Here is a 24,008-nt window from a genome sequence, read left to right on the forward strand (position 1 = left end):
CCGCCTTTTGAGAGATTAGTTCGTCTTCGAATAATCCTGGCCGTACCATTTTTCCGAGAGCTTGCTCAGAGTGCCGTCCGCCTTCATCGATTTGACGGCGTCGGCGATCTTGGCCGACAATTCCGGATCGCCGTGCTCGATGGCGATCGCCAGGGGCTCGTAGAACACCGGATCGCCGACCTGCTTGATCGGATAGCCGGCCTTCACGGCATCGAGGATCGACGGCAGCGACGACACCACGGCGTCCAGGCGCACGCCGTCACCGAGGCGAAGGTCGTCGAAGGCGGTCGTCGAATTCTCGTAGGCGTGGACCTCCTTCGGGTTGAGCTTGTACTCGAAGGCCGGTGCGCCGGCGGCGTCGAGCGCCAGATCTTTCTTGGCATAGGCTTCGAAGGTGGAGGTGCTGGTGGCGCCAACCACCTTGCCATTGAGATCGGCCAGGGTCTTGGCCTTGCTGTCCTTGTGCACGGCGACCGCCGCGGGCGTGTAGTAGTACACAGCCGGAAAATCGAAGATCTCGGCGCGCTTCTTGGTCGGCGTCATCGAGCCGACATGCATGTCCCAGCGGCCCGCCCAGTTGCCGGCGGTGATGATGTCCCAGCCAGGCGTTACGAAGTCGACCTTGACGCCGAGATGCTTGCCTATCGCCTTGGCCACATCGACGTCGAAACCGTCGAGTTCATTGTTGGCGTTCACGAAGGACTGCGGGGCCCAGTTGGCATCGGTCGCCACCTTGAGCGTGCCGGCCGCGGTCACGCGGTCGAGCACCGCGCCGGCGTGGGCAGGATATGCGCCAAGCGCAAGCGCCAGCGCGGCCATCGCCACTTGTCGTCTGTTCCAGAATGTCATGTGCGTATTCCCCTGTTGTTTGTTCAGTCCCATGCGCTCATGGCCGTTCAGGCGGTCATGACTTCCCAATCCCTCGCCGACGAGATTGGCTCGCGGATTTAGCGACGCCCGGGCCTAGCCGGTCTTCCGCTGCCGCGGAGGATGTCTGCGGCCGTCATTCCCTCGCTCACGGGGAAAGCCTTGGCCTGTTGCCGACGCGTGTCGCCCGGCGCCTTGGCCAAAACGCCCTCTCCTGCCCCGCGAAGATCGCTACGCATAGGCGACGGCCGCTCTCGCGCGATCGACGCCCAGCAGGAAATCGGCCATCGTGTCGGCGACGAGAGCCGGCGCCTCGATCAGGATCGAGTGGCGAAGCCTGGGCAGGATGGCGATTTGTGAACCTTGCACCTGTTCGTGCATCAGCCGCGCCATGCGCGGACTGGCCCCTTGGTCGTCCGCGCCCGTCACGATCAGGGTTTGGCAGGTAATGCGGTCGAGGATGCCGCCGAAATCGGTTTCGGCGAGAACGCGATACGCAGCGACATAGCAGTCACGGTCGTTTTCGGCGTCGCGCCGGCGCAGTTCTGCGATGATCTCAGGGTTCCTGTTCTGAAAATCTTCCGTCAGCCAACGCGACAGCGAGGCGGCGTGATGCGCCGAGGCATCGCTCGCCATCAGCTCCGCCAGCCGGCCGCGCACGGCGTGTCGCTCCTCTGGCGTCCGGCCTGCGACCGTCGACAGCAGCACCAGTTTTTGCAGGCGTTCGGCATGCGTCAACGCGAGGCGCTGCGCGATCAAACCGCCCAAGGAAAACCCAGCCAGATTGAAAGTGGCAAACCCGACATGATCGGCCAGCGCGAGCGTCTCGGCGACGAAAGCATCGATCTCGTAGCGGCCCTTGACCCGGCTTGAGCGGCCGTGGCCGCGCAAATCGAAGGTAAGAACCGCGAAACGGTCTCTCAGCCGCTCGGCCACGCCATTCCAAGCTTCGAGATACGAGCCGACGCCATGGATGCAGACCAACGGCGCGCCGCCCTCGCCCTCGAGGCGCCAGTTGAGCAGCACGCCTTCGACATCGAGCTGGCCGGAACGTGCCATCCTCACGCCCTCGCCATATGGCGCTTTTTGTCGCGCTCGCGCGCGGCAAAGACCGGCATCACCTCGTCCACCCAAAGCTTGATCGTCTTCTTCTGCAGCTCGAACGGCAGGTTGAACGTCAGGCCGAGGCAATATTGGTCGACGCCCGCCGCCTCATAGTCGAGCAGCTTCTCGATCACCTCGTCCGGCGTGCCGAACATGAGGTTGCGGCGGATGTTTTCGGGATTGTAGTTGTCCTTGCCCTTGACGCTGTCGTAGGGCACGGCTTCGGGAAAGCCGCTGCGCACCGTGCCGATGTTCTGGAACAGGTTCTCGAAGGCGCGGCCATAGTCGATGGCATGCCCGACCGCGACCTCCCAGTCCTGCGCCCGTTCGTAGACGCAGGTGCGACGCTGCATCATCAGGCGCGGCCGCGGCACCTCCGGATGATCGGCGACGGCCTTGCGGAACTTCTCGCCCAGCACGGCGATCTCCGCCGCCGGTGCCGAGAGCGGCGTCGACAGGATCGAGGCGCCGATGCCGACCGCCCAGTCGAATGTGCCCGGGTCTCGAGCGGCCACCCAGATCGGCGGGTGCGGCTTCTGCAGCGGCTTCGGTACGCCGGCGGCCGCAGGGAACTTCCAGTAGTGACCGTCATGGGCATAGTCATCGGCCCACAGCCTCGTCACCGCCGGCACCAGCTCTTTGAGATAAGCGACCCCTTCCTGCTGCGGCATGCCGCCGGCCATGCGGTCGAATTCGTACTGATAGGAGCCGCGCGCGATGCCGAATTCCAGCCGTCCGCCGGTCAGGTGGTCGCAAAGCGCGGCCTCGCCGGCCAGCCGGATCGGGCTCCAGTAGGGCGCGACCAGCGTCGAGGTGCCGAGCCGGATCCGTTCGGTGTGCTGGGCAAGCCAGGTCAGCGTCATCAGCGGGTTGGGCGAGATCGTGCATTCGATCGTGTGATGCTCCGCAGTCCATAGCGTTTCGAAACCGCCCTCGTCAGCCATCCGCGCGAGGTCCAGGAGATTGGTCTTCACCCGCTCCATCGGGATATCGGGCGAGAAGCGCTCCATGGTGAGCGATACGGCGAATTTCATGTCGGTCTCCCGGTCGTTGGGTCGGGGTCTTGGTCAGCGAAGGCGGATGACGAACGGGTCCTGCATGGCACCCGAATAGTCGATGACGACGTTCTTCAGGCGCGAGAACTCCTCCATGGCGTCGAAGCCGCCGCGCCGCCCATAGCCGCTCTCCTTGAAGCCGCCGTTGGCGGACATGAAGGAGGAGGCGCGATAGGTGTTGATCCAGACGGTGCCCGCCTCGACATCGCGGGCGAAGCGCAGTGCGCGGTTGATGTCGCGTGTCCAGATGCCGGAGGCGAGCCCGTAGCGCGTGTCGTTGGCGAGCCGGATCATCTCGTCTTCCGACGAGAACGGGATGACGCCGACGATGGGACCGAACAATTCCTCCTGCATGAACTCCATGCCATTCTCAGCGCGGGTCATCACCGTCGGCTCGAAATACCAGCCGCCGGCAAGCTCGTCCGCCTGCGGACGCTTGCCGCCGGCCGCGATCCGCGCGCCTTGGCGCACACCGGAAGCGACATAGCCTTCCACTTTGGTGAGCTGTGCCGAGAGCGCGAGGGGGCCGATGTCGGTGTCCTCCAGCATCGGCAGCCCGACCCGCACCCGCCTTGTGCGTTCGACCAGAGCCTCGATGAAAAGCTCATAGACGCTCGCCTCAACGAAACAGCGCGAGCCCGCGACGCAGGTCTGGCCCGCGGCCGCGAAGACACCGGACACAACGCCGTTCACGGCATGCTCGATGTCTACGTCGCCGAAGACGACGTGAGGGGACTTGCCGCCAAGCTCCATCGAGCAGGGGATGAGGTTCTGCGCCGCATTGGCTGCAATGCGCCGCCCGGTTCCGGTCGAGCCGGTAAAGACAAATTTGGCGATGCCTGGATGCCTGGTCAGCGCGTCGCCGGCGACAGCGCCGGTGCCGGTTACCACGTTGACGACCCCGGCGGGGAAGCCGGCCTCCATGATCAGTTCAGCCAGCGCCAGCGTCGAGGCCGTGGCATGCTCCGATGGCTTGACGACCACTGTATTGCCGAGCGCCAGGCACGGCGCCAGCGTGCCGGTGAGCAGCATCAGCGGCGAGTTCCACGGCGTGATCATGCCTACGACACCGATCGGCTCGCGCACATTGAAGTTGAGCATGTCGAGCTTGTTAACGGGAATCGTGTCACCGAGCAGCTTGTCGGCCATGCCGGCGAAGTAGGTGTAGCTGTCGGGCATGGCGCGCATCTGCGCCCTCATCTCCTTGAGCAGCTTGCCATTGTCGCGCGTCTCGATCAGCGCCAGCGCGTCGGCGTTGTCGAGGACCAGTTCCGCCAGGCGGCGCACCAGCCTGCCGCGATCAGTCTGGGTCATGCGCCGCCAGGCCGGATTTGCGAAAGCAGAGCGCGCCGCGTCCACAGCCGCGCCGACATCCTCGGCCCCAGCCTCGGCAAACTGGTACCAGGGCCTGCCGGTGGTCGGGTCGAAACTGTCGATATACTGTCCGCTCCTCGGCGCCGTGAACGCGCCGTTGATGAACAGGTTCTGGCGCGAGCCTTCGAGCGATGCGACCGTCGTTTTCATGTCTGTCCCGCGTGTCTCGTCATTTGGACGCGGCCTGCGTCCACAATTGCGACTTTCCGTCGATCATTGCGACACGGCCGCCGTCGCCGGTATCCATGTAGATGCCGAAGCGCTTGTCCTGCCGCTCGCGCGCATAGCGGCGCAGCATAACGCGCACTTCATGCGTAGCGATCTGCTCGTACGGCAGCATGTCGACTGGAAAGAAGGCGTGACCATCCGGCAGGGCGGCTTCAGCACTCTCGGGGCTCAGCTCGGCACGGTAGATCAGATAGCCGGGATCGCTGTCGGCGACGTCGAAAACCGAATAGAGGAAGGTGTTTTCGGGAACGAGGCTCAGCGCCTCGCCGCCATCTAGGATCAGGTTGCTATCCGCTTTGCGGCGCCATGCCGTCGGCAACATCCAGCCGCCTCTACCGTCGTTGCGCAAGAGGATGCGATCGCCAGCCTCAACCAGATAGCCGATGATCATGTCTTGCGAGGCCAGCCAACCGGCCGGCAGGGGATCCTTCACGCTGGCGTAGCGGCCGCGGCAAAACCCGAGCGGCGCTGACGGGCTGGTTCCGAACGCCTGCACCTGACCGATCAGGATGACGTGGTCGCCGGCCTCGACGCGATTGTGAACGGTGCAATCGAACCAAGTCAGGCTGTCGGTGAGGATCGGCGCGCCGGTGTGGGCGCGATCATGGTTCACTGACTGGAACTTGTCCGCAGCCTTCGATGCGAACACCGATGAGACATCGGCCTGCCCCTCATGTAGGAAATTGACAGCAAAGGACCGGCTTTCACTGAAGGCCGCAAAGCTCGCCGCCGATTTGCCAACACAGACCAGTAGTAGCGGCGGATCGAGCGAGACGGAGGTGAAGGAATTGGCCGTCATGCCGCGTGGATTGCCGTCGCTGTCACGCGTGGTGATCACCGTAACCCCGGTCACGAAGGTGCCGAAGGCGCGACGCAAAGCGATCGGGTCGATCATCCTTTGTGCCACCGCGTCCGCCATTATCTTCCTCCACATCGTCGGACGAAGGCTAGGCAGGAGGCGGCACCGGTTCTTCCTCGGATCTGTAGGAAAGAGTTCGCGACTGGCTGCTGCCATCCCGAGCAAGCAGGAGCGCGATAAGCCCGCGCCTGGCGGCGGATAGCGACGGCAATGTCGGGATGGAGTGGTACTAGCGGGTTTCAGGCACGCGGCTGTCGATGATGCCGCTGAGGCGGATCGCCAGCTCGGCCGCGAAACGTTGTTCTGGCGTGTCGAGCTTGATCCCGAACAGCTCTTCCATGCGCGACAGGCGATAGCGCAAGGTGGTGACATGCAGCCCCATCACGTCGGCGCAAGCCTGGCTGCGGCAACCTTCACGCAGAAAGGCAAACAACGTGTCCAGATAAGGCGTGCCGTGCTCGCGATCATGCGCGATCAAGGCGCCGACGCTCTTGTCGACGAAGTTGCGCACATCGGGCACATCGGCGGCCGCGACCAGCATCGGCAGCGGACCGAAATCCTGGCCGGCGAAAACGCCGGTGCGCCCAAAAGACCGGCCGATGCGGATCATGCGTCGGGAACGCTCCCAGGCGGTGGGATAATCGGCCAGCAAGGCACAGACCTCGGAAACCAGCACCGCCGGCTCACGGCCGAGATGGCGACCAAACTCCGTGGCGATTGTGTTCGGCAATTTCGCCAGGCGCATGCTCTCCCTGGCATCGCCCGCGACGAGACAGACAAGACCGCCCTCCACGGCGACAACCGTGCCCGCCACGCCTGCCTGTTCCAGAAGGCGGACAAGGGCATGATGGGGATCGGCAAGCCCGCCGCCGTCCTTTGCCGTATCGGCGTAGTCGACGACAATAAGTCTTTGCGGCACGGTCAGGTCGAGCCCCAGCCGCCGTGCCCGGTTGACTATGTCGGCCTCATCGCGCCAGCGGCGTTCCACGACTTCCAGGAAAAGCTCGGTCAGCGATCTGGTCTCGAAACGGAAGCGGACGAAGCTGCGCATCATTTGCACGCTGAGCGCAAATTTGGCGCTGTCGATCAGCATCTGGTCGAGCTGTCCGGATTGCTGCGGCGTCGGAAAAATCATCAGCGCGCCAACCACTTCGTCGTCGATTGTCAACGGCTCTACGCGCACCGAAAGCTTGAGGCGATGCTTGCCGTCGTCGACGAACAAAGTCTCGTCCTGGCGCGCTTCCGACGCGCCGCGCGCGACCTTGACGATCTGCCGGTTGAGCACTCCGCCAACTGCCTGGCGCCAGGTCGCGGCATCGAAATGCGCTTGGCTCGGCGAGCGACCGGCCACGACCAGATTGGCGTGGAAATCGATGACCACCACGGGGTTGGGCAACAGCTCGCCGACCTTGTCGGCGAGCGAGACCACCGATCCTTCCGACAGCGCCTGCTGCAGAAGCGAGGTATGCGCCTGCAAGGCGCGCTGCAGACGCTCGCCCGCCTGTTTTTCCTGGCGCAGCCGATGCTGTTTCTCCACCGCGATCTCGCCCAAATGCACGATCATGCCGATGAAGGCGATATCCTCGGCACTCACTTCGGTGATCTCGCGCGAGACCACGGTCAGCACCATCGGCCGGCCGTCTTCATCGACACAGCTCATCGGCATGACGAGCACGCTGCGATAGTCGCGTTCGAACGCCTCGCGGCGATAACCCGGAAACTCCTCCGACACCCGCGCATCCCTGATATAGACCGGCTCATTGCGGTTGAGCGCGACGATCGAAGGACTGGTCGCCAGTTCCCAGCGGTCCGGCAGCGCGCGTTGGATGAGCGTCGGATCATGGCGCACGATGACATAGGCGTGGCCATGCGGCGCATCGATGCTCATGATCGAGCCCAGCGTCCATTTGGCATGGCGGCAGGCTGCCAGCACGAGGTCGCGCAGCACGGACTGGAGATCGCCACCCGAATTGATGAGGCTGGCGGCGTCCCGCAAAGAGAGAATTTGCGACTCGTGGTCCACGCCCGGTCTTCCGCCTCGCGAAGGGGCCATTTAAGCCGTCGCGGATATACGAATGCTACACCGCTTCCAAGCGGGGTGCACGCCGATTCTTCCTACGAACCGGAGGAATACCAGCTCACCGGGCCTGATTAGGCTGGGCTTCCACCAACAGGGCCTGAGATCATGGAATTGCGAAAAGTCTGCACCTTCATCGAGGAAGTGCACATTGAAGGCGGCAAGGCGGGCGCTAAGCCTGTAAAGTCGATCGTCGTCGCGGCCGTGCTACGCAATCCATGGGCGGGGCGCGGCTTCGTCGAGAACCTGCGGCCGGAGATTGTCGCCATCGCACCGCGCCTGGGGCATGAGCTCACGCGGCGCCTGCTCGAGCTCATGCGTGCCGAGCGCATCGAGAGCTACGGCAAGGCCGCCGCCGTGGGCGTCGCAGGCGAGATCGAACACGCCTCCGCCATGATCCATACGCTGCGGTTCGGCAATGTGTTTCGCGACGCGGTCGGCGGCACGACCTATCTCGAATTCTGCAACACGCGCAACGCGCCAGGCGCGCTGCTGTCCTTGCCGATGATGCACAAGAGCGAGAACGGCCGCCGCTCGCATTTCATCACCGCCAACTTCCAGATCGCCGACGGCCCGGCAGCCGACGAGATCGTCGTGGCCATCGGCGCGGCGGACGGCGGACGGGTTCACCCACGGATTGCAGACCGCTTTCAGGACGTGAAAGAAATGGAGCAGGAAGCAGCGATGTGATCCTTGCGCTGCATCCTTGCGCTGTCGTTGATGATGTCCGCTTTTGAGAATCGGCGCAGCGGGCCTCAACGGCCGACATCGCCGCGTTGCCGACCGACAGCTTGGGGGCCGAAGCGGTCGGTTCGCTTGTGACCAGGGAAGCACGACAGCTGACCTTCAACGTGAGGCCGCGATATCACGCGAAGGCGGAAGCGCGACCGATGGTCGATCGCGTCTGGAAGGAGAGCGCCGTCACCGGGCCGACGCCGAGAGTTACCAAAAAATTGACATGAATTAGTAGTGGCTAATACAGAATCCGCTCCTATTTATCTGGCACTAGGACATGTGCTGAGCGTTCGAGCCGGGTACGTCCGGTTCCGCCTCAATAGGAGGCACAGATGGCCAAGGCACGCTGCCGTTGCTGGATGCAAGCCGAAGACGGCGGCGCCGCAGGGGGGCTCACTCTGGGCATTGGTTGGCTGCTGTGCTTCCGGCGCCTTCTCTCTCCAGGTGAAAATGATGGACGACGGTGAGCGGACTCATACTGAACCGGAGAAGAGTTCTTGGACCGGCCGCAACAGGCGTCTCGACCCGTCGCGCCTGCCGGAGCAGGTGAGCTACACCACAAGTGACAACTATGGCGACGTGACCTTTACGCTCAACCAGCGTGGTGTGGTGGTCCGCCGCACGCAAAATGTGAGCAGCGTGCCGGCAATCATTGCCCTCCCCGCCAAGGTTTTCCGCGGAGTGGCCGCCTGCGCAATGGAGGATCCAAATGGAAGATTCACAGCGGAGCTCAAGCTTCTGCACAATGATCCGATGCTGACGGTGCCGCTACTGGTGTCCGACGAGCTCGAGCTTGTTGCCACCGACTGGCGTGCCTGGGCCGTGGCCTACCGTCTGCCTATGCTTCTGCTGGGGGCCGACGGCGTTGCCCGCACGCTTGAGGAAACGCTCGGTGCCAAGATCAACTCGCTCTCATCGAGGCGACCCCAACACGGACCGCGTCTCGACCATGCACCTAGGCTTTCAAAGGCTGGCCTGATGAACAAACTGACGTCGCTAGAGCATATCGGTCGATTGTTGGATAGGAAGTGATGTGACAAATGTCTCGTGCACTTGGTCGGCAGGGTCGATCCTTCTCCACTGGGTCGGTTGCTGAGCCCCCCTCCAGGCGCGGCCAGGTAGCGTCGGCTTCATTACGAATCCCTCGGCCCTCCAAGCTAGGGTAGCCGCCTTGTTGTTGCTTGGAGAAGGACTTGAGAGACGCGCGCCTCGCGCGGGTCGTTCGCGGGCTGGACACAGTTGTTCCTCTGGCTGGCTAGGTAGCCTGACTCATGCCAGTCGTCGGCCGCCGCCTCCCAAATGGTGCGTTTTGCGCCCGATGATCATCAGTTTGGCGAGCGGTGTTGTTGCGCAGCCGGCGAATGCGTCCGTGCAAGACGATGCCAGAGCGCGTGTGCTGGAGCGACATACTGGACGGCCGGCAAGCGGGCGGTTCGGCCTCGCCAGACAATTCATATTAGCATCTGCTTGACGAAGCCGTTATTCGCCCCAGACTCACGGCTATGGCAAAGGGCATCAATATCGGCGACGAGGTCGTGATCACGGCAACCGTGCGCAAGCGGGTCACTGAGGACCGGGTGAGCGTTTCCATCCCTTCCTATGGGCAACCCCACTCGGTGATCGACCATACAACGAAGGTACAGAAGGGGCAGCATATCGAGTTGATTGGCAACGTCACCCACATCGACGAAAACCGCGTGACGGTGAATCTGGGCGTACCAGTCACAATCGATGCCGCCGTCGTCAGGCTGGTGAGCGCGTACAAGGCGCCGATCAGAAAGGCGCCGCTGGCGGACAAGCCGACATGAAGGGATGGCCCATGATGCATGACGGCAAAGTCCTGGTGGTTGAAGACGAGCCTGTCATATTGCTTGGCCTCGATGTCGCGCTGACCAAGGCCGGCTTCAACGTCGTTGCTGCCTGCAACGCCGCGAGCGCGATTGAGGCGTTTGATGTCGACCCCTCAAGAATCCGGGTTCTCGTCGCGGACATCCGTCTGGGCCGGGAAAGCGAGGTTGGGACGTCGCTCGACATATTCGGCAGGCAAATCCAAACTTGCCAGTCGTTTACGCGACCGGCGACACTGCCTCACACTGGGGCGCGGAAGGGGCGTCGAATAGCATCATCATCTGGAAACCGTTTTTCATGGCACAGATTGTCACGGCATTATCGACGCTGATTAACTCCCGTTGAACGGCTCATTCCACCGCACCCGGCACCTGGGCGATGAGCACCTGCGAGCACACAACCGGTCCGCCGTTTCCGGAACTTCCGCAGGGCCGGATGTTGCAGCCCGCGTGGGAGGCCTGTCTGACAGGCAGCTCGGTGGCTTCTCTCGCAGGGGCAAACCGCCGAGCTAACTGACCTTTGCCAGCTTATTGAAATTAGCATCGTGGCCATCGGCCGGCGTCGTTTAAACACATGCGCAACGAAGACAACGCGACGTTAGCTTCCAGTGTCGCGCGCAGCGGCACCCAACCGAAAAATTTCAAGCTTCTCGCTGTACGAGAGCCGTACCCTTTCGCCGCATCGCTTGCAGGTGAACGTCGTTACGGACTTGACCCAGGAGCCTTTCCTGACCAGTGGGGTTTTGCAGCTCGGACACTGAAAGGTCAGGTCTTCCTCAAGCAGCTGATTGGATAGAGCCATTTCATCTTCTCCCAAGATGAAGCGGCTTTGCAAGACGAATGCCAGAGTGCGTGTGCTGGAAGGACACAGGGGGCGCTGCCGAGCGGCAGTATGACTGATGGTCATCGAGCCGCTGAAAGCGGCCTGCGCGGAATTTCGCATAAGCTCTTGAGCAGCCGCTCAGCCTGCGGTGCGTTCGTCAGACAAGCGCAATCGCTTCCACAATTGCGTGCAAGGCAAGGCTGGTGACCCGGTGAGTGACAAGGCCGAATGGCTGAAGCCCGGCCTCGTGGACGAGTAAAAAATGCTAAAGGCGAAGAGCCCGCGCTATCCCATCGGCGCAGATCGTCCGCCAGAGCCGCGGGCTGTGGGGCTTCTTTGGCGAATGGTTACCAGCCCTGCATGCCGTACCAATCGTCTACGTCACGGCGGACGCGATCCTTCTCCAGGCCGTAACGTTCCTGAATCTTGCCTTCGAGCTGATCGCGCTTGCCGGCGATGCGGTCGAGATCGTCGTCGGTGAGTTTGCCCCACTGTTCCTTGACCTTGCCTTTGACCTGCTTCCAGTTCCCTTCGACGCGGTTCCAGTCCATGTGTGGCCTCCTTCGTCTGATATGAAGTCAAAACGTAATCGGGGTAGCAAGGTTCCGGACCGTCTCCTTTGGCAGGATGAAGGCCAATCGACCGCCGCGCCCCAAGCAAACACAACACACTCACCGTTCCGGGGGTCTCAACACCTAGTCTCCACTAGCTGCCTGGAATTGGCCGCAAATCAGCCCGGACCAGATGCCCAAACAGGCGTCAACGACCAAGTGTTTTTCGGGCATTTACTGCTCAGACGGTGAATTTGGCACACCCTCTGCCTCACAACCCGCTAAGCGTCACTCAGTACAAGCGTTTAGGATCTGCGAGCAGTGGCCATCGAACTTTGCCTCGTGTCGGTGGCGGCGGGATTGTCGACGCCGGTAGCCAGTCCACTAAGACCTGCCGCATCGGAACTGTGTCGGTAGTGGCGATGGTACAGATCGTTGGAGTTAGGTCCGACTGTCTCTATCGGTCGAGGCATGTGCGCTGTAGCTGGGCACGCGGTGAGGATTGCGTAACCAGGAGATACTGAATGGCATCGACTGATCCGGGCTCCGAAGAAACGACCACAATCGGAGCACTCGTCCCTTTGACTCGCCCCGGCTGGGTTGAGGCAGGCAGACATTTGCTTGCGGGCCTTCAGCTAGCTGTCAGCGAAATCAATAGCGCTGGTGGCGTCGGCGGCAAGGCGCTTGAGCTGCTCGTGCGAGACACTGCAGCCGATCCACAGAAGGCCGTCGCGGCAGTGGATGAACTGGCCCGTTTGGGCGTGGTAGCGATAGCGGGAGAGTATCACAGTGTCGTTGCTCGCGCGGCGGCTGTCAGGGCCGACGAGCTCGGACTCCCTTTTCTCTGTTCGTCGGCGGTACTCGACAGGCTAACGGATCAAGCAACCAAGTGGGTCGCACGTCTTGCCCCGCCGCAGTCTCGCGGCTGGCAAACATATGCCGACTTCCTGTCGCGCGCTGGTCACGATCGGATCGCCGTTGCATCGCAGCAGAGCGTCTACTGGGCATCTGGCGTTCACATTCTGCGTGATCACCTTGAAGCCAACGGCGCGACGTTATCGGACATCAGCATGAGCTCGCTGGACCCGTCAATGTTGTGCGACCAACTCATCCACCATCGCGCGACAGTGCTTCTTCTTCTTGTAGGCCAGCCAGAGCCAGCAATCTCAATCGTCAAGTCAGTTCGCAATGACGGTCGCCTGTCCACGATCAAGATCGGCGCTCCAGCTGGGCAACCAGAATTCGCTGAATGGGCCACATTGCTAGGCGAAGATAGCGCTGCGATCCCCTTCCTGCGCTATCGACCCGGACACCTCGACCCGCTAGGCTCACGCGTCGAAAGGGCCCTGCGGGAGAAGTTGGGCGAGGCGCCCTCCTTCGTTGCTCTGGAAGGATACGACACGATCGTCGTCCTTGCTCAGGCAATACGGTCCTACGGCACTGACCGGAACAGCATCGCAGAGTCATGGCCGCGGATAGAGGTTGCCGGCACCCGTGGCCACATCCAGTTCTTTCGCACACCAGCTACGACCGTTTGGCAGTGGACTGGTGTGCCGATTCAAATCGCCGAAAGAACACCGGGCAACCCGGCGCAAATCAGGGGTGTTGACGATGCCAGGTGAGGCGGATGTGGCTGGCGGGAGTTCGCGGCGCAGCAGCGCCGTCACTTTTGGGGCCATCCAATGGCTTGGAGCATTCTCCACGCTGTGGCCGGCGGCTCCGAGAAATCTGGGCATGATGGATTGTTCCATGCAGCCGCTTCCGCGGGAAGCCTTCACGTCGACCTCTTGCTCGGCGCGGCGCGCTGCTCTCTCCCTTGGCAAGTGATCCTTCGGGATCAGCCTGACATTAGCATTGGTCTTTCCGAATGAAAGGAACATCAGCGCTCAATTGAAGTTCGGGCGCCGATGGGATCCGACCATTCGATCCCGAAAGGACACTCAATGACCAACGATCTCTCACGCAATCAGGAACGGCGAGGTACAGCTCGGATCGCGAGCTGGGCCGTGGTCGTGATCGCCCTGGTTTTTCTAGGCCTTCTCGCCTTCTTTATATTCGCACCCTTGTCAAACGCTTCGCGGCAACCGACACCGCAGGTTGCCCCCGAGCAGAACCAAGGCGGCAACGCACCCGGGCCCGCTTCGCCTGCCGCGGGCTGACAAGAAACGCCCGCCGCATCGCCAGACCGGTGAACCCAAGCCGCAAACCGGGATCACCTTCACACCTGTTCCAGTCCCCCGCATCGGCTTCGTCCACACGTGGCCTAACCGATCAAACGGTGCGCATCGACGCGAGTCAGCTTTGGAGGGATGGCCCCTACGAACCCGGGGGACAGACCGGAACAAAGACACCCCTGCCTCGTTGGCTTCGTGAAGGGACGTGTTTCAGGCATACAGGAATAGCAAAATGAAGGTCTTGATTCTGAGCGCTTTGGCTCTTTCGCTTGCGGCTCCGGTGGTCGCTTCTGCTGCCGAGGCTGACGTGGTGGTTTCAACACATCACCGACATCACCATGGTGCCACCGTCATATACAATGACGAAGGTGGCCGTCTTCACCACCGACATCACGGCCAGGAAGCATTCTATGACAACGGCCATCGCTCGTGGCGCCATCGGCATCACCGCCGTGATACCGTCGTCATCACTCGCTCGATGCACCGTCACCACCACAATCGGCCCGTCGTTATCCAGCAGGAGGACTGATCGCTCTTTGGTCCGGCTCCATGCGTCTAACGCGGGAGCCGGATTGACTGCGCTTACCCATTCAGCAGGCGTGTCATGCAGTTGTCGAAGAGCATCTGGGAAGAGGCCCGCATAGTTAAGTCCGGGTACACGACCAAGCAGGAACTCGGCGGCGGCATCCTGCCCCGCTGGTGGCTAGGTCGAGCGCGCCGGCAGACCTCGCCCGCATCGAAGGTGCGTCAAGCTTTTTGTGCCGCCGGCCCAAGTCTTGCGCCCTTTTGATGCGTTACCGGATCGAGGCGCTGGAGAGTTGTTTGAACAACTTTCAAGCGCAGCCCGTCGCCGCTGGTCAATCTTGGGCAAAGTCGGTGTAGAACGTCGCGCGGTGCGTCGTTGAGCGCCTGTGTGAAGGTCTGGTTTTCTGCCGTACAAACTTATTGCGTCCGGCTCGTCCAAGCCGCGAAGAAACTCATCGACGCCCCCGGTCGGCGGGCTTGCCAGTTTCGGGGTGGCAAGTCGAGGATCGGAGCGGGCTCCTTCTCCAGGGGGTCATGCTCAGGCACCTCATGCCATAAGGGTTGACGCAAGTCCCGCTGATCGACTTGCCGACCGCATACTGGACAATTGTGGAAATGGTTGTGCTCGTCCGCGAGTTCAGACTTGGGCATCTTGCTCGTCATGTGCGGCCAGACTGTACTCGTAGACGGCGGCTTGCTCTTCATCAACCACACGGAACCAATGTTCCTGCAGTGCCCTTAGGGACACTCTTTGCCCGGCAGCCTGTTCGGCTGCTTTCATCGGATCGTCCTCCACGACGACGCCAGACGACACGACGGTGTCACCGTAGATCTCTTCCACCTGGTACCTTGCCATCTTGGCCTCAGCGAGCCTTTGAGTTCTTCGCTCCGCGTTCCAGCGTGCCGCGGTTATTACCGTTTTGCTTAATGAGGTCGCGGACCTGCTGGGCTGTAATCGCGGCTTTCTCAGCGAGATATCGCACCTCGTAGTCTTCTTCGACCGAGACGCGGTTCCGATCCCGAGAGTCTCTCTTGCTCTTGTCGTCTGCCATCTTCGTTCCTCCACTCCTGAGGGGGCAACGTGGTTCGCTTCGCTTTGTTGCACAGCATGCCGCTTCGCCTCGGCGGGCTGAGTCCGGCGCGGGGCTGAACTCGGGAAGGGGCTGGCCAACTAGCCGTCAATGCTCGCCGTGAGCCCATCGGCAGCAATGGCATACTTCCCCGCGATAAAGCCCGGGTTCTCTGGTACCGTCGACGGCGACTTCAAACGGCAGAATTTTGGAGCCGGTATAAAAGGAAACACCCTCCCAGGGCCATGAAGTCCATGACAGTTTCCCGAAGTCTAGTTTGAGAGGAAGTATTCCGATAACGCAAACGGCGAACTCGTGCGCGCGCTGGCGATCGCGAGCTGTGAGCCCAACGACAGATGGCGACCGTTACGACCGCCTGCCCGCATCCTGGCGCCGGCCGACTGCCTGCGCAGGCTGGGCCTGAGCAGGGTGGCGATCTGAAGCCGTTGCGTCCGAAGTTCCCCCTCAGGGCCAACAGGAACTGCGGGAAAAAGTTCGCTGATCTGCAGCTAGGCGCATTTCTTGAATTCGACAACGTCGACTCCGAGGCGGAACGCCTGCCCGTCCGCGTATGAGCGAGCGTACTCTTCAGATTCGAAAGTGAACGTGATGGCGCTGCCATAGGCGGTTACACGCACGGTCCATTTCTTCTCGCGGATAATTTCAACGGCATGCTGCTCATGCGGAGCCATGCTCTCCTCCCAGAACGTTGAGGCAGCATCTATAGCGTCGTGAAATTCATTTGAATGCAAATAATTCGACATGTGGCGTGTCAAAATTCCGGAGCCACGCCGGAGCGATTAGGCCGTTATGGCCTTGAGCTGTTCGAGATGCTCCATGGCCAGCTTGTGCAGCGTTTCGGCCGTCTCTTCCGGGGTCCATCCCTGGCCGATGGAGGTGGCGACAAGGGCCGCGAAGGCGGATTCCAGAGCGACCTCGCAATTGACAGGACGGTCCGGGCTGGTCTCGGCTAGGATGGGCGGAGCAACTTCTGGGGTTTTTGTCATGCACAGCAATCCGCGCGGCGAAAAAAGGTTCCAAGTGAGGCAGAGCGGTTATTGGCAATCCGGCGGCGTTTAGAAAGCTGCTGAAGGGGCTCGCCGCCCAGCCCTAGGCTGCCTCCAAGTTGCAAAGGCGCGCGGCCGTTCTTAACGGCGCGGTAACCATGACTCACGAGCAAGCAGACTGCGAATGAACGAACCGGATTGGCGGTGGTTGTACCCGCTTTCAACAGGGACCATGTCTTGCTCGCGACCGCCTTCGCCTTGCTGATCTCCTTCTCGGTCAGCCTTGCCCTGCTTTCCTGGGCGACGCCTACCACCACGCAATCGAGATCCACCGACCTGGAACGGTCCATCGAGGGGTGGCAACTACGTCCAACAAGGACCCACTGAGAGACCGACCACCAGATATGCGGCTCCACGGCGTCGGCGGGCGCCCGAGCGGACCGCTGCCCCGCGGACCTGCAACTATAAATCGCTTGCCGCGTTGATGCTCGTACAACGAGCGAAGGAACGCCTCATGTGGTTCTTTACGGCCGTACTTCTGGGGTTCGTCGTGGCTATCTCGCTCGGGTGGGCTGTGGGCCGTATTGCGCGGTGAGACCCCGGGCTACTCACCAAACAACTGGTAAGGCATTGCCAGATTAGCAGAAGGCACCGCCTCGACCTTTTGGCGCGTACGCGCGTGAGGCAATCGAGAGCGCCTACGCGCCTGGCTCGTTTGGTGCGGATGTTGCTGGTTGAGCAGCATGGAAAGGGCGGTGATGGCCTGAGGCAAAGCAAAACGGCTTCGTGATGATACTTTCTAGGACACCCTCGGCGCCCCAATGCCAGGAACACTGTCCCCGCTTATATAGACAACCGGGATCATCGCATTGGATTGCTGCACATGCCGGGCAACTTCCCAACCGGATTGTCCATCACCCAGCCGGATGTCCGAGATAAGAGCGCTGATCAAGTCCGGGTCGGAATCGAAGACAGATCTTACGTGGCGCTACTCATACCAGCAGACGGGAAGCCAGCTTCTTCGAGACCTTCTTCTAGATCGAGCAGTACCATTGGCTCCTCTTCAACGTCAGAACCGACCCGTTTGTCGTCTTCGCTTCGCTAGCTTTATGCTCCGCATCGATGACGACGCGAGATTCCCGGTCAGTCCGTTCGTGCTTTAGCTTGTCGATCTTGCGACGCATATCGGTCCCTTAAAAATCGTCACCCGCGCCCACGGGCGCCCAACCAGTTATGGTCATCTAGGTTCCAAACGATGGCGCCGGACGCCTTTGCCGATGCAGTGGGCCCGCCTCACTGGCGAGGGAAGCGGGCCCGGCCAAGTATTGGGGACCTGACCAGCAGCACGGGAGCTGCCGCCTCTCGAACCAGCCGACGAATATCAGGTTCCCACATGTTGCATAAAAGGCAGCGGCTTGGCCCGCGGCAGATGGGGAAGGCGCCGCAGCAGGATAAGCGTCAGGCTCCGGGATGTCCCGACACATGTTCCAGAAACGAGCTCGGTGGCCGCATTGCCGTGAACTGGGCCGCGGCTGCGCATGTTCAGGAGGTCGCCTGCGGCACCAATCTCATGCACCGCAGGGTTGGCAGTTACGCACGTGTCGAAGCTCGGGTCCAGCGGCCGCACTCAGGCTGCGGGATGTTATCGACATCGAGCGCAACGCGATCAGGATGGAAACTCATGTCGCGCGACGGGCGGCATCATCCGCCCTGCAACATTACTATGACGGTCTGGTGTGGCCAGAGGGTTGACCAGGAGTCCTCAGAAAGACGCTCAAGCATTTCTCGGCCGAAAATAAAAAAGGCCCGCCACCTTTCAGCAGCGGGCGAGACAAACACCATGGGAATACGCACTGAGAATGGAGAACAGTGCAACTGCCGAAGTGCTTCGACCCCCACAATGTTCCAGGAGAGATCAGAAATCGCTGCCCCCCTGGCAACATCGCAGGCTTCTCGCTGGTGAGAGAAGCCTACCCTTTGGTAAAGCGACTGCAGGTGAACGTCGTAACGGCCTTAATCCAAGCCCGTCCGGGCCAGCTGGGCTATGCAGTGCCGAGACTATAGGGTCAGGTCCTTCTCGAGCAGACGATTGAACAGCCCAGTTTATTCCTCCCGAGATGAAATGGCTAAGCAAGTCGGATTTCAGGCAGAAATGTCCCGGCCTCTTAGTGCATTCGAATGCTTCACGAGTGCCTAAGAGAGCGCATAACCTCTTAGCCGGCGAGAGGACGCGGCCCCCCGCTAATCTCGCTGGCTAGGCTCGGCGTCTTCAGGCAACTCTCCTTCTGGGCGCCGAGCCGACGAAACTCTGCTTGCCAGCCCCGCAGTCAATCGGCCATCGATCGCCCTCATCTCGGGGATATTTCAGCGGACGTCGAATGTTCGATCGGTTAGTCGGAGCATCCGCACGGTCGGCCAAACCGAACCAGACACGGGGTCCAGCTGATTGGCCGGAGAAGTTCGACGCCGCTACGGGCAATTTGGCACGATACCATCTTTCGCGACACTGAAGCTCGGGATTGTCCGCACAGGCATTGCACTGGGCTGAACTTGGCCGCGCACCCGCTTCTCATAGTCGCACAAATGAAGGCACTGGAGCGTAATGGGCGCGGAGCCTCGCCGAGGGCTGGTGTTGCGCTTTTCACGCGTGCGAGAGTGGTTGACGCTGTCTCCTGTAATGGATCATCAGGGCCAGAGCGAGGAACAAACGCCGAGCCCTCCAGTTCGGTCGGCGATGGCGCTCTACTATTTCGACTTCGACGACAACGGAACGATATTCCCTGACGATGAGGGAACGGAATGCCAAGACCTTGCCGCGGTCAAATATGAGGCGATCAAAGCTTTGGCGGAGATGACCAAAGACGCCCTTCCAGACGGTGATCACCACAAATTGGCGATCGTTGTACGAGACGAGGGCGGCGATCTTGCCTTCGAGCAAGCATCGTTTTCAACGTCGAGGAGGAGCGGGACTCATCATCGTCGCGATCCTCCCCGGACAGCCACGCCTAATCCATGCGCCTGCGCTCGGTCGTGTGACCGTCATCCTGTCCTGTGACGCCGACGGCCCTGCGGCCGCCGCCGGCTAGTTCATCATCCAGAATGAGCATATCGGTCTTGTAGTTCAGAAATGGGTGCGAAAAGTTCCTGCAAGCGCACCTCGTCCTACACAATCTTGATCTCATGACGGTTCTGTTTTCGCGAGAGCACGGCAGATCTCCGGGCTCCGCGCCTGCTCGGCAGCCCTGAGGCAACGCGCCAACTGCCCTGCCCTGGCGAAGTCCTACCCTTCGCTCGCGGGTCTCTGCGAAGGGCAAGACCAGCTTTGATTTCCGCGAGCCGCTGTCTCACATGGTACTCAAATCACCCCGAGGCCGCGCACCCGAATCCTGCCAAAGTGCCAAAGTATTGGCCCGCGCCTTCCTGAGGAGTCGCGGGCCGACCAAGATTGGGTCTTTGGTCAGCGGCGGATTCTGATAGGGAATCGGCCGCCGTGGCTCAATTCGCTCCGCGCAGGAAAGTTCCGCAGGCCGCCAGCGGGCTTGATTGGCGGAATGCCACGGTCTTGTTTGTGTCAGCCGGTTGGTCACGATCATGGCCGGAGATGTCGTGCTCACAAGGCAGACAGGCGTGCAGGTTTGCTCAGAACGCGTCCCTCGTAAGTCTTCCTCACGGGCTGCAGCGGGGGGGTCCTCAATGCGGAGAGAAACTGCGGGCGGGTGGCTGCGGTAGTCCGCAAGTGCTGGCATCGGCCGACGAGAGCTGACGGAGTGGGTCCCACGATGGGAAATAGAAATCATCCGCATGCGACCTCGAATGTGGAGAGCGGCCGATCTAGGATCCACCTGTTGCGGTCCGGGCTCACCGGTGCGGGCGATCCTCCGCGATAACGTTGTAGAGAACACAGCACGCCAACAACGAGACGACACCGCCCAGGAGATCATTCCCCGTGAGACCAGAAAAATAGACGAATTCAAAGGCTGACACGATCGTCCTCTCAATTGGAAATCCACCAAGTAGAACCGTTAGCAAGCTCTGATGTTCCGCTCCCGCGTGGCACTTCTGGCCGTCGTCCACGGCGAGACGGCATGCCCCGTGTCAACCCGTTTCGACTTGCTTCGACCGAAGCCGGAATCATTGCCGGCGCGGCAAAGCCGTTTTGGCGATCGTCGGACGGCGGCCTCGGCGCAATGTCTAGCCCGGATGATGGCCCGTTGAGGCAAAGTTGTCCGGACTTGTGGAAGGCCTGACGCAGCACGGTTTGAGAAAGGCGCGGGGCTTTTATCTCGCGGAGGCAGAGGCCCCCCACCACCCCATGCGGATCGTGGTTGCAAGCAATTATGCTGCACTGCAGCTACCAACCTGGAAACACGGCGTTCCGCTTGTTGGACCCGCCCGCCAAAGGATACCGACATGAGAAGTCTCGCCGATACCATTGCACGCTTGGCAGCTCGGCGAAAACAGATGGATGGCGTCTTGAATGGTCCTGACGAAAACGAGCGCATTTCCGAACTCCAGGTGTTCGGGTCAAACCCCGGAAAGTTGCGGGCCTGGACATACCGCCCCAAGGACCTTGCGGCGAAGGCCCCTCTGGTGATTGTCCTGCATGGCTGTACACAGTCGGCTGCATCCTATGACCGCGGCGCCGGCTGGTCGAGGACGGCAGATCGCATGGGCTTTGCCGTCCTCTTTCCAGAACAGCAGCGCAGCAACAATGCCAATCTTTGTTTCAACTGGTTTGTCCCGGCCGACACCCGACGGGGCTCCGGTGAGGCGCTTTCGATCCGCCAAATGATAGAGGCCGTGGTCACCGCTCACGACATCGACCGCACCAGGATTTTTATCACCGGACTCTCCGCCGGCGGGGCAATGGCCGCCGCTATGCTGGCGACTTACCCTGAAGTCTTTGCGGCCGGGGCCATCGTAGCCGGTCTACCCTATGGCAGCGCCAACAACCTGGCGGAGGCTTTCGACCGCATGCGAGGTCAAGGCGCCCCCACCGCAAGGCGATTGGCGACGACCGTCCAGCAAGCTTCCGGTCACTGCGGACCATGGCCGAAACTCTCCGTGTGGCATGGAAGCGCCGACACAACAGTCAGTCCGATCAACTCCGATCAGCTCGTCGGGCAGTGGCTCACATTGTTCGGGCAAAGTAGAGGGCAATGCGAGACACAGGTGCATCAGGGCTACCGCCGCGATGTCTGGAAGAACGCCGCAAATGAGGAAGTCATCGAGTCGTACCTGATCTCGGGCATGGCGCACGGGACACCCGTGGACTCCGCGGACGGATTGAGTCAGGCTGGATCCTTTATGATCGACACTGGCATATCGTCCACCTCGCTCATCTCCCGATTCTGGGGACTTGAAGATGCGGGCTCTGCGGGCCCCTCCCCAGATGCGCGTTTACCGGCAACGTCGGTTGGACACTCCCCTTTGGTGGTCGCGCACGCGCCCTTCGAACCACGCAGCGGTCCAACGGCTTTGCCTGGTCAGCATATCGAAAGCGCCCTTCGCGCTGCCGGCTTGATGAAATAGTTCACGGCCAGACTTGTTGATAAACGTTCGTCTAGCGGGGCCCGGCCTGCCATGTCGCTATGGGAAAATGGGCTGAGATCAACGAGCGTCTCAGGCACCCTTGGCTGTCGAAAGGGCAGCCGTGCCCGGGATGCTTATGTTGATTTTCAAACCGTCCGATGTCCAATCCCGCAGGATCTCACCCTGAAGCTGCTTCTGGACAATTGCATTGACCATGGTCGTTCCGAAGCCGGGCTCCCCTGGCGGAGATCCAGCTTTACGTCTGCCGCTTTCTTCCCACCGCAGGTAAAAGCCGCCATGATGGCCGGCCGCCTGCCAGCTGACCTGCAGCCGCCCCGTATCCTGGGCGAGAGCTCCATGGGTGGCGGCGTTGACGATCAATTCATGGGCGACGAGAGCCAGTGGTTGAACGACCACCGCTGGGATCAGAACTTCAGGACCAGTCATTGCTGTCCTGCCAGACGCGAAATGGGCGACCTGCCTGGAGACGATTTCGTCCAGCGGCACATCGCGCCAGCCGCGCTCGGCCAATAGGGCGTGCGCGACCGCCAAAGCCTGGACCCGGCGTTGAACGGCCGCTGCATAGAGCGGTGCACTGTCTGCCTTGCTCAGCCGAACGATACCATCGACAACCGCTAGAACGTTCTTTGCGCGATGATCGACCTCCATGAGGAGGCGGTGCTCCGACGCCTCCAGGCTCTGGATCATACGATGTTTGGTTACGTCGATCTGCGAGGCGAAGTAGTAGAGGAGGCCGCCTTCATCGTCCTTGATGGGGCTCAGATGAAGCTGGTTCCAGAACGGCGAACCGTCCTTGCGGAAGTTCAGTATCTCTACATTCGCCTCGCGTTGACGCTCTATCGCCGCTCGAATTTCCGCAACGGCCGTAGGCGATGTTCCCTCCCCTTGTAGGAAGCGGCAATTTCGACCCAGGACTTCATCGGATGTAAAGCCGGTCAGATCCAGGAAGGCCCTGTTGGCCAGCACGATGGGATTGTCAGCCTGCCGAGCATCGGTGATGACGATGGGCATGCGCGTGCGCTCGAACGCCGCCGACGCCAACTCCTTGCGATCCGCCCATGCGGTGGTGGCTGCCGCCGCCGGGGGATCGCCATGGAGGGCTGACGATGATTTGGCGTGGTCAGGCACTCTTTGCTCACTTGATAGAGGGCTCACTTGATAGAGGTCAGCCATAACGCCCGACTTCCTACAAGGTTTCCAATGTGATGTTTTCGAACCGGGCTGGTTACCGCAGTAAAGCCGCGCATCGGTTCTTCGAAATATTGGTTGAGACGAGGCACACGGCGCTTGTGCCGCAGCTGAATTGTGCAGCCTACCGGGCAGACCAAGCATCGCCGGCGTGTGTCAGGAGGATAGCTATGTTGGTCGACAGCTTGACCTATAGCTTCCCATCGAAGGTGAGCCGATCAAAAGGTCGCCACAAAGGCGCGGCCGCAAACACGAACAGATGAGCGCCAACGCGCAGCACAGCCGTCAGCGCAGGACGCTCCGACTCAATCAATGGGCCATTCCGTTCGCCACTTCCCGTCGACGCCTTGAACCAATACCTCGGCACCGTAGCCAGTGGCCGAGACACTGCTGGCTGCCTTGACAGCCGCACGCACGGCCTCCGTATACGCTGAATAGGGATAGTCCTTGCCGTCAAACCGGACCAGCCATTGGTCACCGGTCTTTGAAATGAAGTACCTGACATGCCCCATGGCCCGCCCCCGGTGGTCACTTAGAAATCACGATGTTCACTGGCTTTGCAACAAGCATCGCAAAATGCGGTAGTTCCCATTCAGCCGAACGGCGCGGCGTTCGAACGTGGCCAACCAGTTCTCATTTTATCGCCGTGACCCTGCCCGCCATGTCCAGTCGACAATCGACCTCGGCCTGCCGAACCTCGACGCCCCCTTGCCCTGCATAATCTATTTGCACCTTGATTGGTGCCGTGAGTGTACCCCCACGTCGATGCAACAACCCTGCGCTTAAGGCCCTGACGCGGACGGCGCCAAGCGGTGTGGCGGCGGATGTGATCGCGGAGCGGCAGGCTTGCACAACAGCAGCTGGTATACCGGGCTTCGATCTCAGGGGTCTCTGAGGCTTGACAGGATAGCCGTCGGTGAAGCGGCCTTCAGCAGATATGGATGGCTTAAGAATCGGTGGCAAGACAATCG

At 61.2% G+C, this 24,008-nt stretch carries 22 protein-coding genes; 8 read left to right on the forward strand and 14 right to left on the reverse strand.

The genetic code is table 11. The features are described 5' to 3' along the window. Nucleotides 1–15 precede the first annotated feature (15 nt). The 6 genes from LB571_RS03835 to LB571_RS03860 all read right to left on the reverse strand — a co-directional run bounded on the left by LB571_RS03835 (nucleotide 16) and on the right by LB571_RS03860 (nucleotide 7,510). Nucleotides 16–849, reverse strand: a complete 834-nt coding sequence (locus LB571_RS03835; RefSeq protein WP_224592413.1) for a transporter substrate-binding domain-containing protein — start codon at nucleotides 847–849, stop codon at nucleotides 16–18. A gap of 249 nt (nucleotides 850–1,098) precedes the next feature. Further along, on the reverse strand, nucleotides 1,099–1,926 hold the full coding sequence (locus LB571_RS03840) for an alpha/beta fold hydrolase (protein WP_224585521.1): 828 nt from the start codon (nucleotides 1,924–1,926) through the stop codon (nucleotides 1,099–1,101). A 2-nt stretch (nucleotides 1,927–1,928) separates the two neighbouring features. Next, entirely contained in the window at nucleotides 1,929–3,005 is a 1,077-nt protein-coding gene (locus tag LB571_RS03845) for an LLM class flavin-dependent oxidoreductase (RefSeq protein WP_015316670.1), read from the reverse strand. 33 nt (nucleotides 3,006–3,038) lie between these two features. Next, a complete protein-coding gene (locus LB571_RS03850) occupies nucleotides 3,039–4,550 on the reverse strand; it encodes an aldehyde dehydrogenase (RefSeq protein ID WP_140792752.1) in 1,512 nt (503 codons plus the stop codon). A 19-nt stretch (nucleotides 4,551–4,569) separates the two neighbouring features. Continuing rightward, nucleotides 4,570–5,547, reverse strand: coding sequence for a flavin reductase family protein (locus tag LB571_RS03855; RefSeq protein WP_224592995.1), 978 nt, complete (start codon nucleotides 5,545–5,547; stop codon nucleotides 4,570–4,572). A gap of 169 nt (nucleotides 5,548–5,716) precedes the next feature. Further along, nucleotides 5,717–7,510, reverse strand: coding sequence for a helix-turn-helix domain-containing protein (locus LB571_RS03860; RefSeq protein WP_224585517.1), 1,794 nt, complete (start codon nucleotides 7,508–7,510; stop codon nucleotides 5,717–5,719). A 162-nt stretch (nucleotides 7,511–7,672) separates the two neighbouring features. Here LB571_RS03860 and LB571_RS03865 point away from each other — a divergent pair, with 162 nt between their 5' ends. The 4 genes from LB571_RS03865 to LB571_RS03880 all read left to right on the forward strand — a co-directional run bounded on the left by LB571_RS03865 (nucleotide 7,673) and on the right by LB571_RS03880 (nucleotide 10,478). Beyond that, nucleotides 7,673–8,254, forward strand: a complete 582-nt coding sequence (locus LB571_RS03865) for an amino acid synthesis family protein (protein ID WP_224592414.1) — start codon at nucleotides 7,673–7,675, stop codon at nucleotides 8,252–8,254. Between the two features lie 498 nt (nucleotides 8,255–8,752). Next, entirely contained in the window at nucleotides 8,753–9,331 is a 579-nt protein-coding gene (locus LB571_RS03870; protein WP_224585513.1) for a DUF6101 family protein, read from the forward strand. 470 nt (nucleotides 9,332–9,801) lie between these two features. Further along, entirely contained in the window at nucleotides 9,802–10,107 is a 306-nt protein-coding gene (locus tag LB571_RS03875) for a hypothetical protein (RefSeq protein ID WP_015316664.1), read from the forward strand. Between the two features lie 11 nt (nucleotides 10,108–10,118). Next, nucleotides 10,119–10,478, forward strand: a complete 360-nt coding sequence (locus tag LB571_RS03880) for a response regulator (protein ID WP_224585510.1) — start codon at nucleotides 10,119–10,121, stop codon at nucleotides 10,476–10,478. An 838-nt stretch (nucleotides 10,479–11,316) separates the two neighbouring features. On the opposite strand, the gene LB571_RS03885 is transcribed toward LB571_RS03880, so the two are convergent. Continuing rightward, nucleotides 11,317–11,520 (reverse strand): CsbD family protein, encoded by a 204-nt coding sequence (locus tag LB571_RS03885; RefSeq protein WP_015316662.1) that lies wholly within the window; start codon nucleotides 11,518–11,520, stop codon nucleotides 11,317–11,319. A 524-nt stretch (nucleotides 11,521–12,044) separates the two neighbouring features. Here LB571_RS03885 and LB571_RS03890 point away from each other — a divergent pair. Both LB571_RS03890 and LB571_RS03895 read left to right on the forward strand, forming a co-directional pair. After that, nucleotides 12,045–13,142, forward strand: coding sequence for an ABC transporter substrate-binding protein (locus LB571_RS03890; RefSeq protein ID WP_015316661.1), 1,098 nt, complete (start codon nucleotides 12,045–12,047; stop codon nucleotides 13,140–13,142). A 784-nt stretch (nucleotides 13,143–13,926) separates the two neighbouring features. Then, on the forward strand, nucleotides 13,927–14,223 hold the full coding sequence (locus LB571_RS03895; protein ID WP_083882993.1) for a hypothetical protein: 297 nt from the start codon (nucleotides 13,927–13,929) through the stop codon (nucleotides 14,221–14,223). Nucleotides 14,224–14,856: 633 nt separating this feature from the next. On the opposite strand, the gene LB571_RS03900 is transcribed toward LB571_RS03895, so the two are convergent. The 5 genes from LB571_RS03900 to LB571_RS03920 form a co-directional block, all read right to left on the reverse strand. Further along, nucleotides 14,857–15,060, reverse strand: a complete 204-nt coding sequence (locus tag LB571_RS03900) for a hypothetical protein (protein WP_224585506.1) — start codon at nucleotides 15,058–15,060, stop codon at nucleotides 14,857–14,859. A gap of 22 nt (nucleotides 15,061–15,082) precedes the next feature. Further along, entirely contained in the window at nucleotides 15,083–15,271 is a 189-nt protein-coding gene (locus LB571_RS03905) for a DUF3606 domain-containing protein (protein ID WP_015316656.1), read from the reverse strand. Between the two features lie 527 nt (nucleotides 15,272–15,798). Then, nucleotides 15,799–16,053, reverse strand: a complete 255-nt coding sequence (locus LB571_RS03910; protein WP_224592417.1) for a hypothetical protein — start codon at nucleotides 16,051–16,053, stop codon at nucleotides 15,799–15,801. Between the two features lie 36 nt (nucleotides 16,054–16,089). After that, complete coding sequence (locus tag LB571_RS03915; RefSeq protein ID WP_015316653.1) at nucleotides 16,090–16,296, reverse strand: hypothetical protein; 207 nt, start codon at nucleotides 16,294–16,296, stop codon at nucleotides 16,090–16,092. Then, a complete protein-coding gene (locus tag LB571_RS03920; protein ID WP_224585503.1) occupies nucleotides 16,293–16,646 on the reverse strand; it encodes a hypothetical protein in 354 nt (117 codons plus the stop codon). The genes LB571_RS03915 and LB571_RS03920 overlap by 4 nt, the downstream gene beginning before the upstream one ends. 2,384 nt (nucleotides 16,647–19,030) lie before the next feature. Here LB571_RS03920 and LB571_RS28915 point away from each other — a divergent pair. Both LB571_RS28915 and LB571_RS03930 read left to right on the forward strand, forming a co-directional pair. Then, nucleotides 19,031–19,351: a DUF6894 family protein gene (locus LB571_RS28915; protein WP_411908830.1), complete on the forward strand. Its 321-nt coding sequence runs from the start codon at nucleotides 19,031–19,033 to the stop codon at nucleotides 19,349–19,351. A gap of 1,355 nt (nucleotides 19,352–20,706) precedes the next feature. Continuing rightward, complete coding sequence (locus LB571_RS03930) at nucleotides 20,707–21,828, forward strand: alpha/beta hydrolase family esterase (RefSeq protein ID WP_015316650.1); 1,122 nt, start codon at nucleotides 20,707–20,709, stop codon at nucleotides 21,826–21,828. A gap of 90 nt (nucleotides 21,829–21,918) precedes the next feature. Here the strand turns inward: LB571_RS03930 and LB571_RS03935 are convergent, their stop codons facing one another. Then, a complete protein-coding gene (locus tag LB571_RS03935; protein WP_015316649.1) occupies nucleotides 21,919–23,022 on the reverse strand; it encodes a PAS domain-containing protein in 1,104 nt (367 codons plus the stop codon). A gap of 320 nt (nucleotides 23,023–23,342) precedes the next feature. Further along, nucleotides 23,343–23,549 carry a DUF2188 domain-containing protein gene (locus LB571_RS28920; RefSeq protein ID WP_015316648.1) on the reverse strand — a complete coding sequence of 69 codons (207 nt, stop codon included), beginning with the start codon at nucleotides 23,547–23,549 and terminating at the stop codon, nucleotides 23,343–23,345. Nucleotides 23,550–24,008 lie beyond the last annotated feature (459 nt).

Origin of the sequence: Mesorhizobium sp. BR1-1-4, from assembly GCF_020165375.1 — a bacterium.
GTDB classification, from domain to species: domain Bacteria; phylum Pseudomonadota; class Alphaproteobacteria; order Rhizobiales; family Rhizobiaceae; genus Mesorhizobium; species Mesorhizobium australicum.

Coding starts and splice junctions, on each gene's coding strand:
- LB571_RS03835 (WP_224592413.1), bottom strand. CDS start 849: ATGACATTCTGGAACAGACGACAAGTGGCGATGGCCGCGCTGGCGCTT.
- LB571_RS03840 (WP_224585521.1), bottom strand. CDS start 1,926: ATGGCACGTTCCGGCCAGCTCGATGTCGAAGGCGTGCTGCTCAACTGG.
- LB571_RS03845 (WP_015316670.1), bottom strand. CDS start 3,005: ATGAAATTCGCCGTATCGCTCACCATGGAGCGCTTCTCGCCCGATATC.
- LB571_RS03850 (WP_140792752.1), bottom strand. CDS start 4,550: ATGAAAACGACGGTCGCATCGCTCGAAGGCTCGCGCCAGAACCTGTTC.
- LB571_RS03855 (WP_224592995.1), bottom strand. CDS start 5,547: ATGGCGGACGCGGTGGCACAAAGGATGATCGACCCGATCGCTTTGCGT.
- LB571_RS03865 (WP_224592414.1), top strand. CDS start 7,673: ATGGAATTGCGAAAAGTCTGCACCTTCATCGAGGAAGTGCACATTGAA.
- LB571_RS03870 (WP_224585513.1), top strand. CDS start 8,753: ATGGACGACGGTGAGCGGACTCATACTGAACCGGAGAAGAGTTCTTGG.
- LB571_RS03875 (WP_015316664.1), top strand. CDS start 9,802: ATGGCAAAGGGCATCAATATCGGCGACGAGGTCGTGATCACGGCAACC.
- LB571_RS03880 (WP_224585510.1), top strand. CDS start 10,119: ATGATGCATGACGGCAAAGTCCTGGTGGTTGAAGACGAGCCTGTCATA.
- LB571_RS03885 (WP_015316662.1), bottom strand. CDS start 11,520: ATGGACTGGAACCGCGTCGAAGGGAACTGGAAGCAGGTCAAAGGCAAG.
- LB571_RS03890 (WP_015316661.1), top strand. CDS start 12,045: ATGGCATCGACTGATCCGGGCTCCGAAGAAACGACCACAATCGGAGCA.
- LB571_RS03895 (WP_083882993.1), top strand. CDS start 13,927: ATGAAGGTCTTGATTCTGAGCGCTTTGGCTCTTTCGCTTGCGGCTCCG.
- LB571_RS03905 (WP_015316656.1), bottom strand. CDS start 15,271: ATGGCAGACGACAAGAGCAAGAGAGACTCTCGGGATCGGAACCGCGTC.
- LB571_RS03910 (WP_224592417.1), bottom strand. CDS start 16,053: ATGTCGAATTATTTGCATTCAAATGAATTTCACGACGCTATAGATGCT.
- LB571_RS03915 (WP_015316653.1), bottom strand. CDS start 16,296: ATGACAAAAACCCCAGAAGTTGCTCCGCCCATCCTAGCCGAGACCAGC.
- LB571_RS03920 (WP_224585503.1), bottom strand. CDS start 16,646: ATGGACCGTTCCAGGTCGGTGGATCTCGATTGCGTGGTGGTAGGCGTC.
- LB571_RS28915 (WP_411908830.1), top strand. CDS start 19,031: ATGGCGCTCTACTATTTCGACTTCGACGACAACGGAACGATATTCCCT.
- LB571_RS03930 (WP_015316650.1), top strand. CDS start 20,707: ATGAGAAGTCTCGCCGATACCATTGCACGCTTGGCAGCTCGGCGAAAA.
- LB571_RS03935 (WP_015316649.1), bottom strand. CDS start 23,022: ATGGCTGACCTCTATCAAGTGAGCCCTCTATCAAGTGAGCAAAGAGTG.
- LB571_RS28920 (WP_015316648.1), bottom strand. CDS start 23,549: ATGGGGCATGTCAGGTACTTCATTTCAAAGACCGGTGACCAATGGCTG.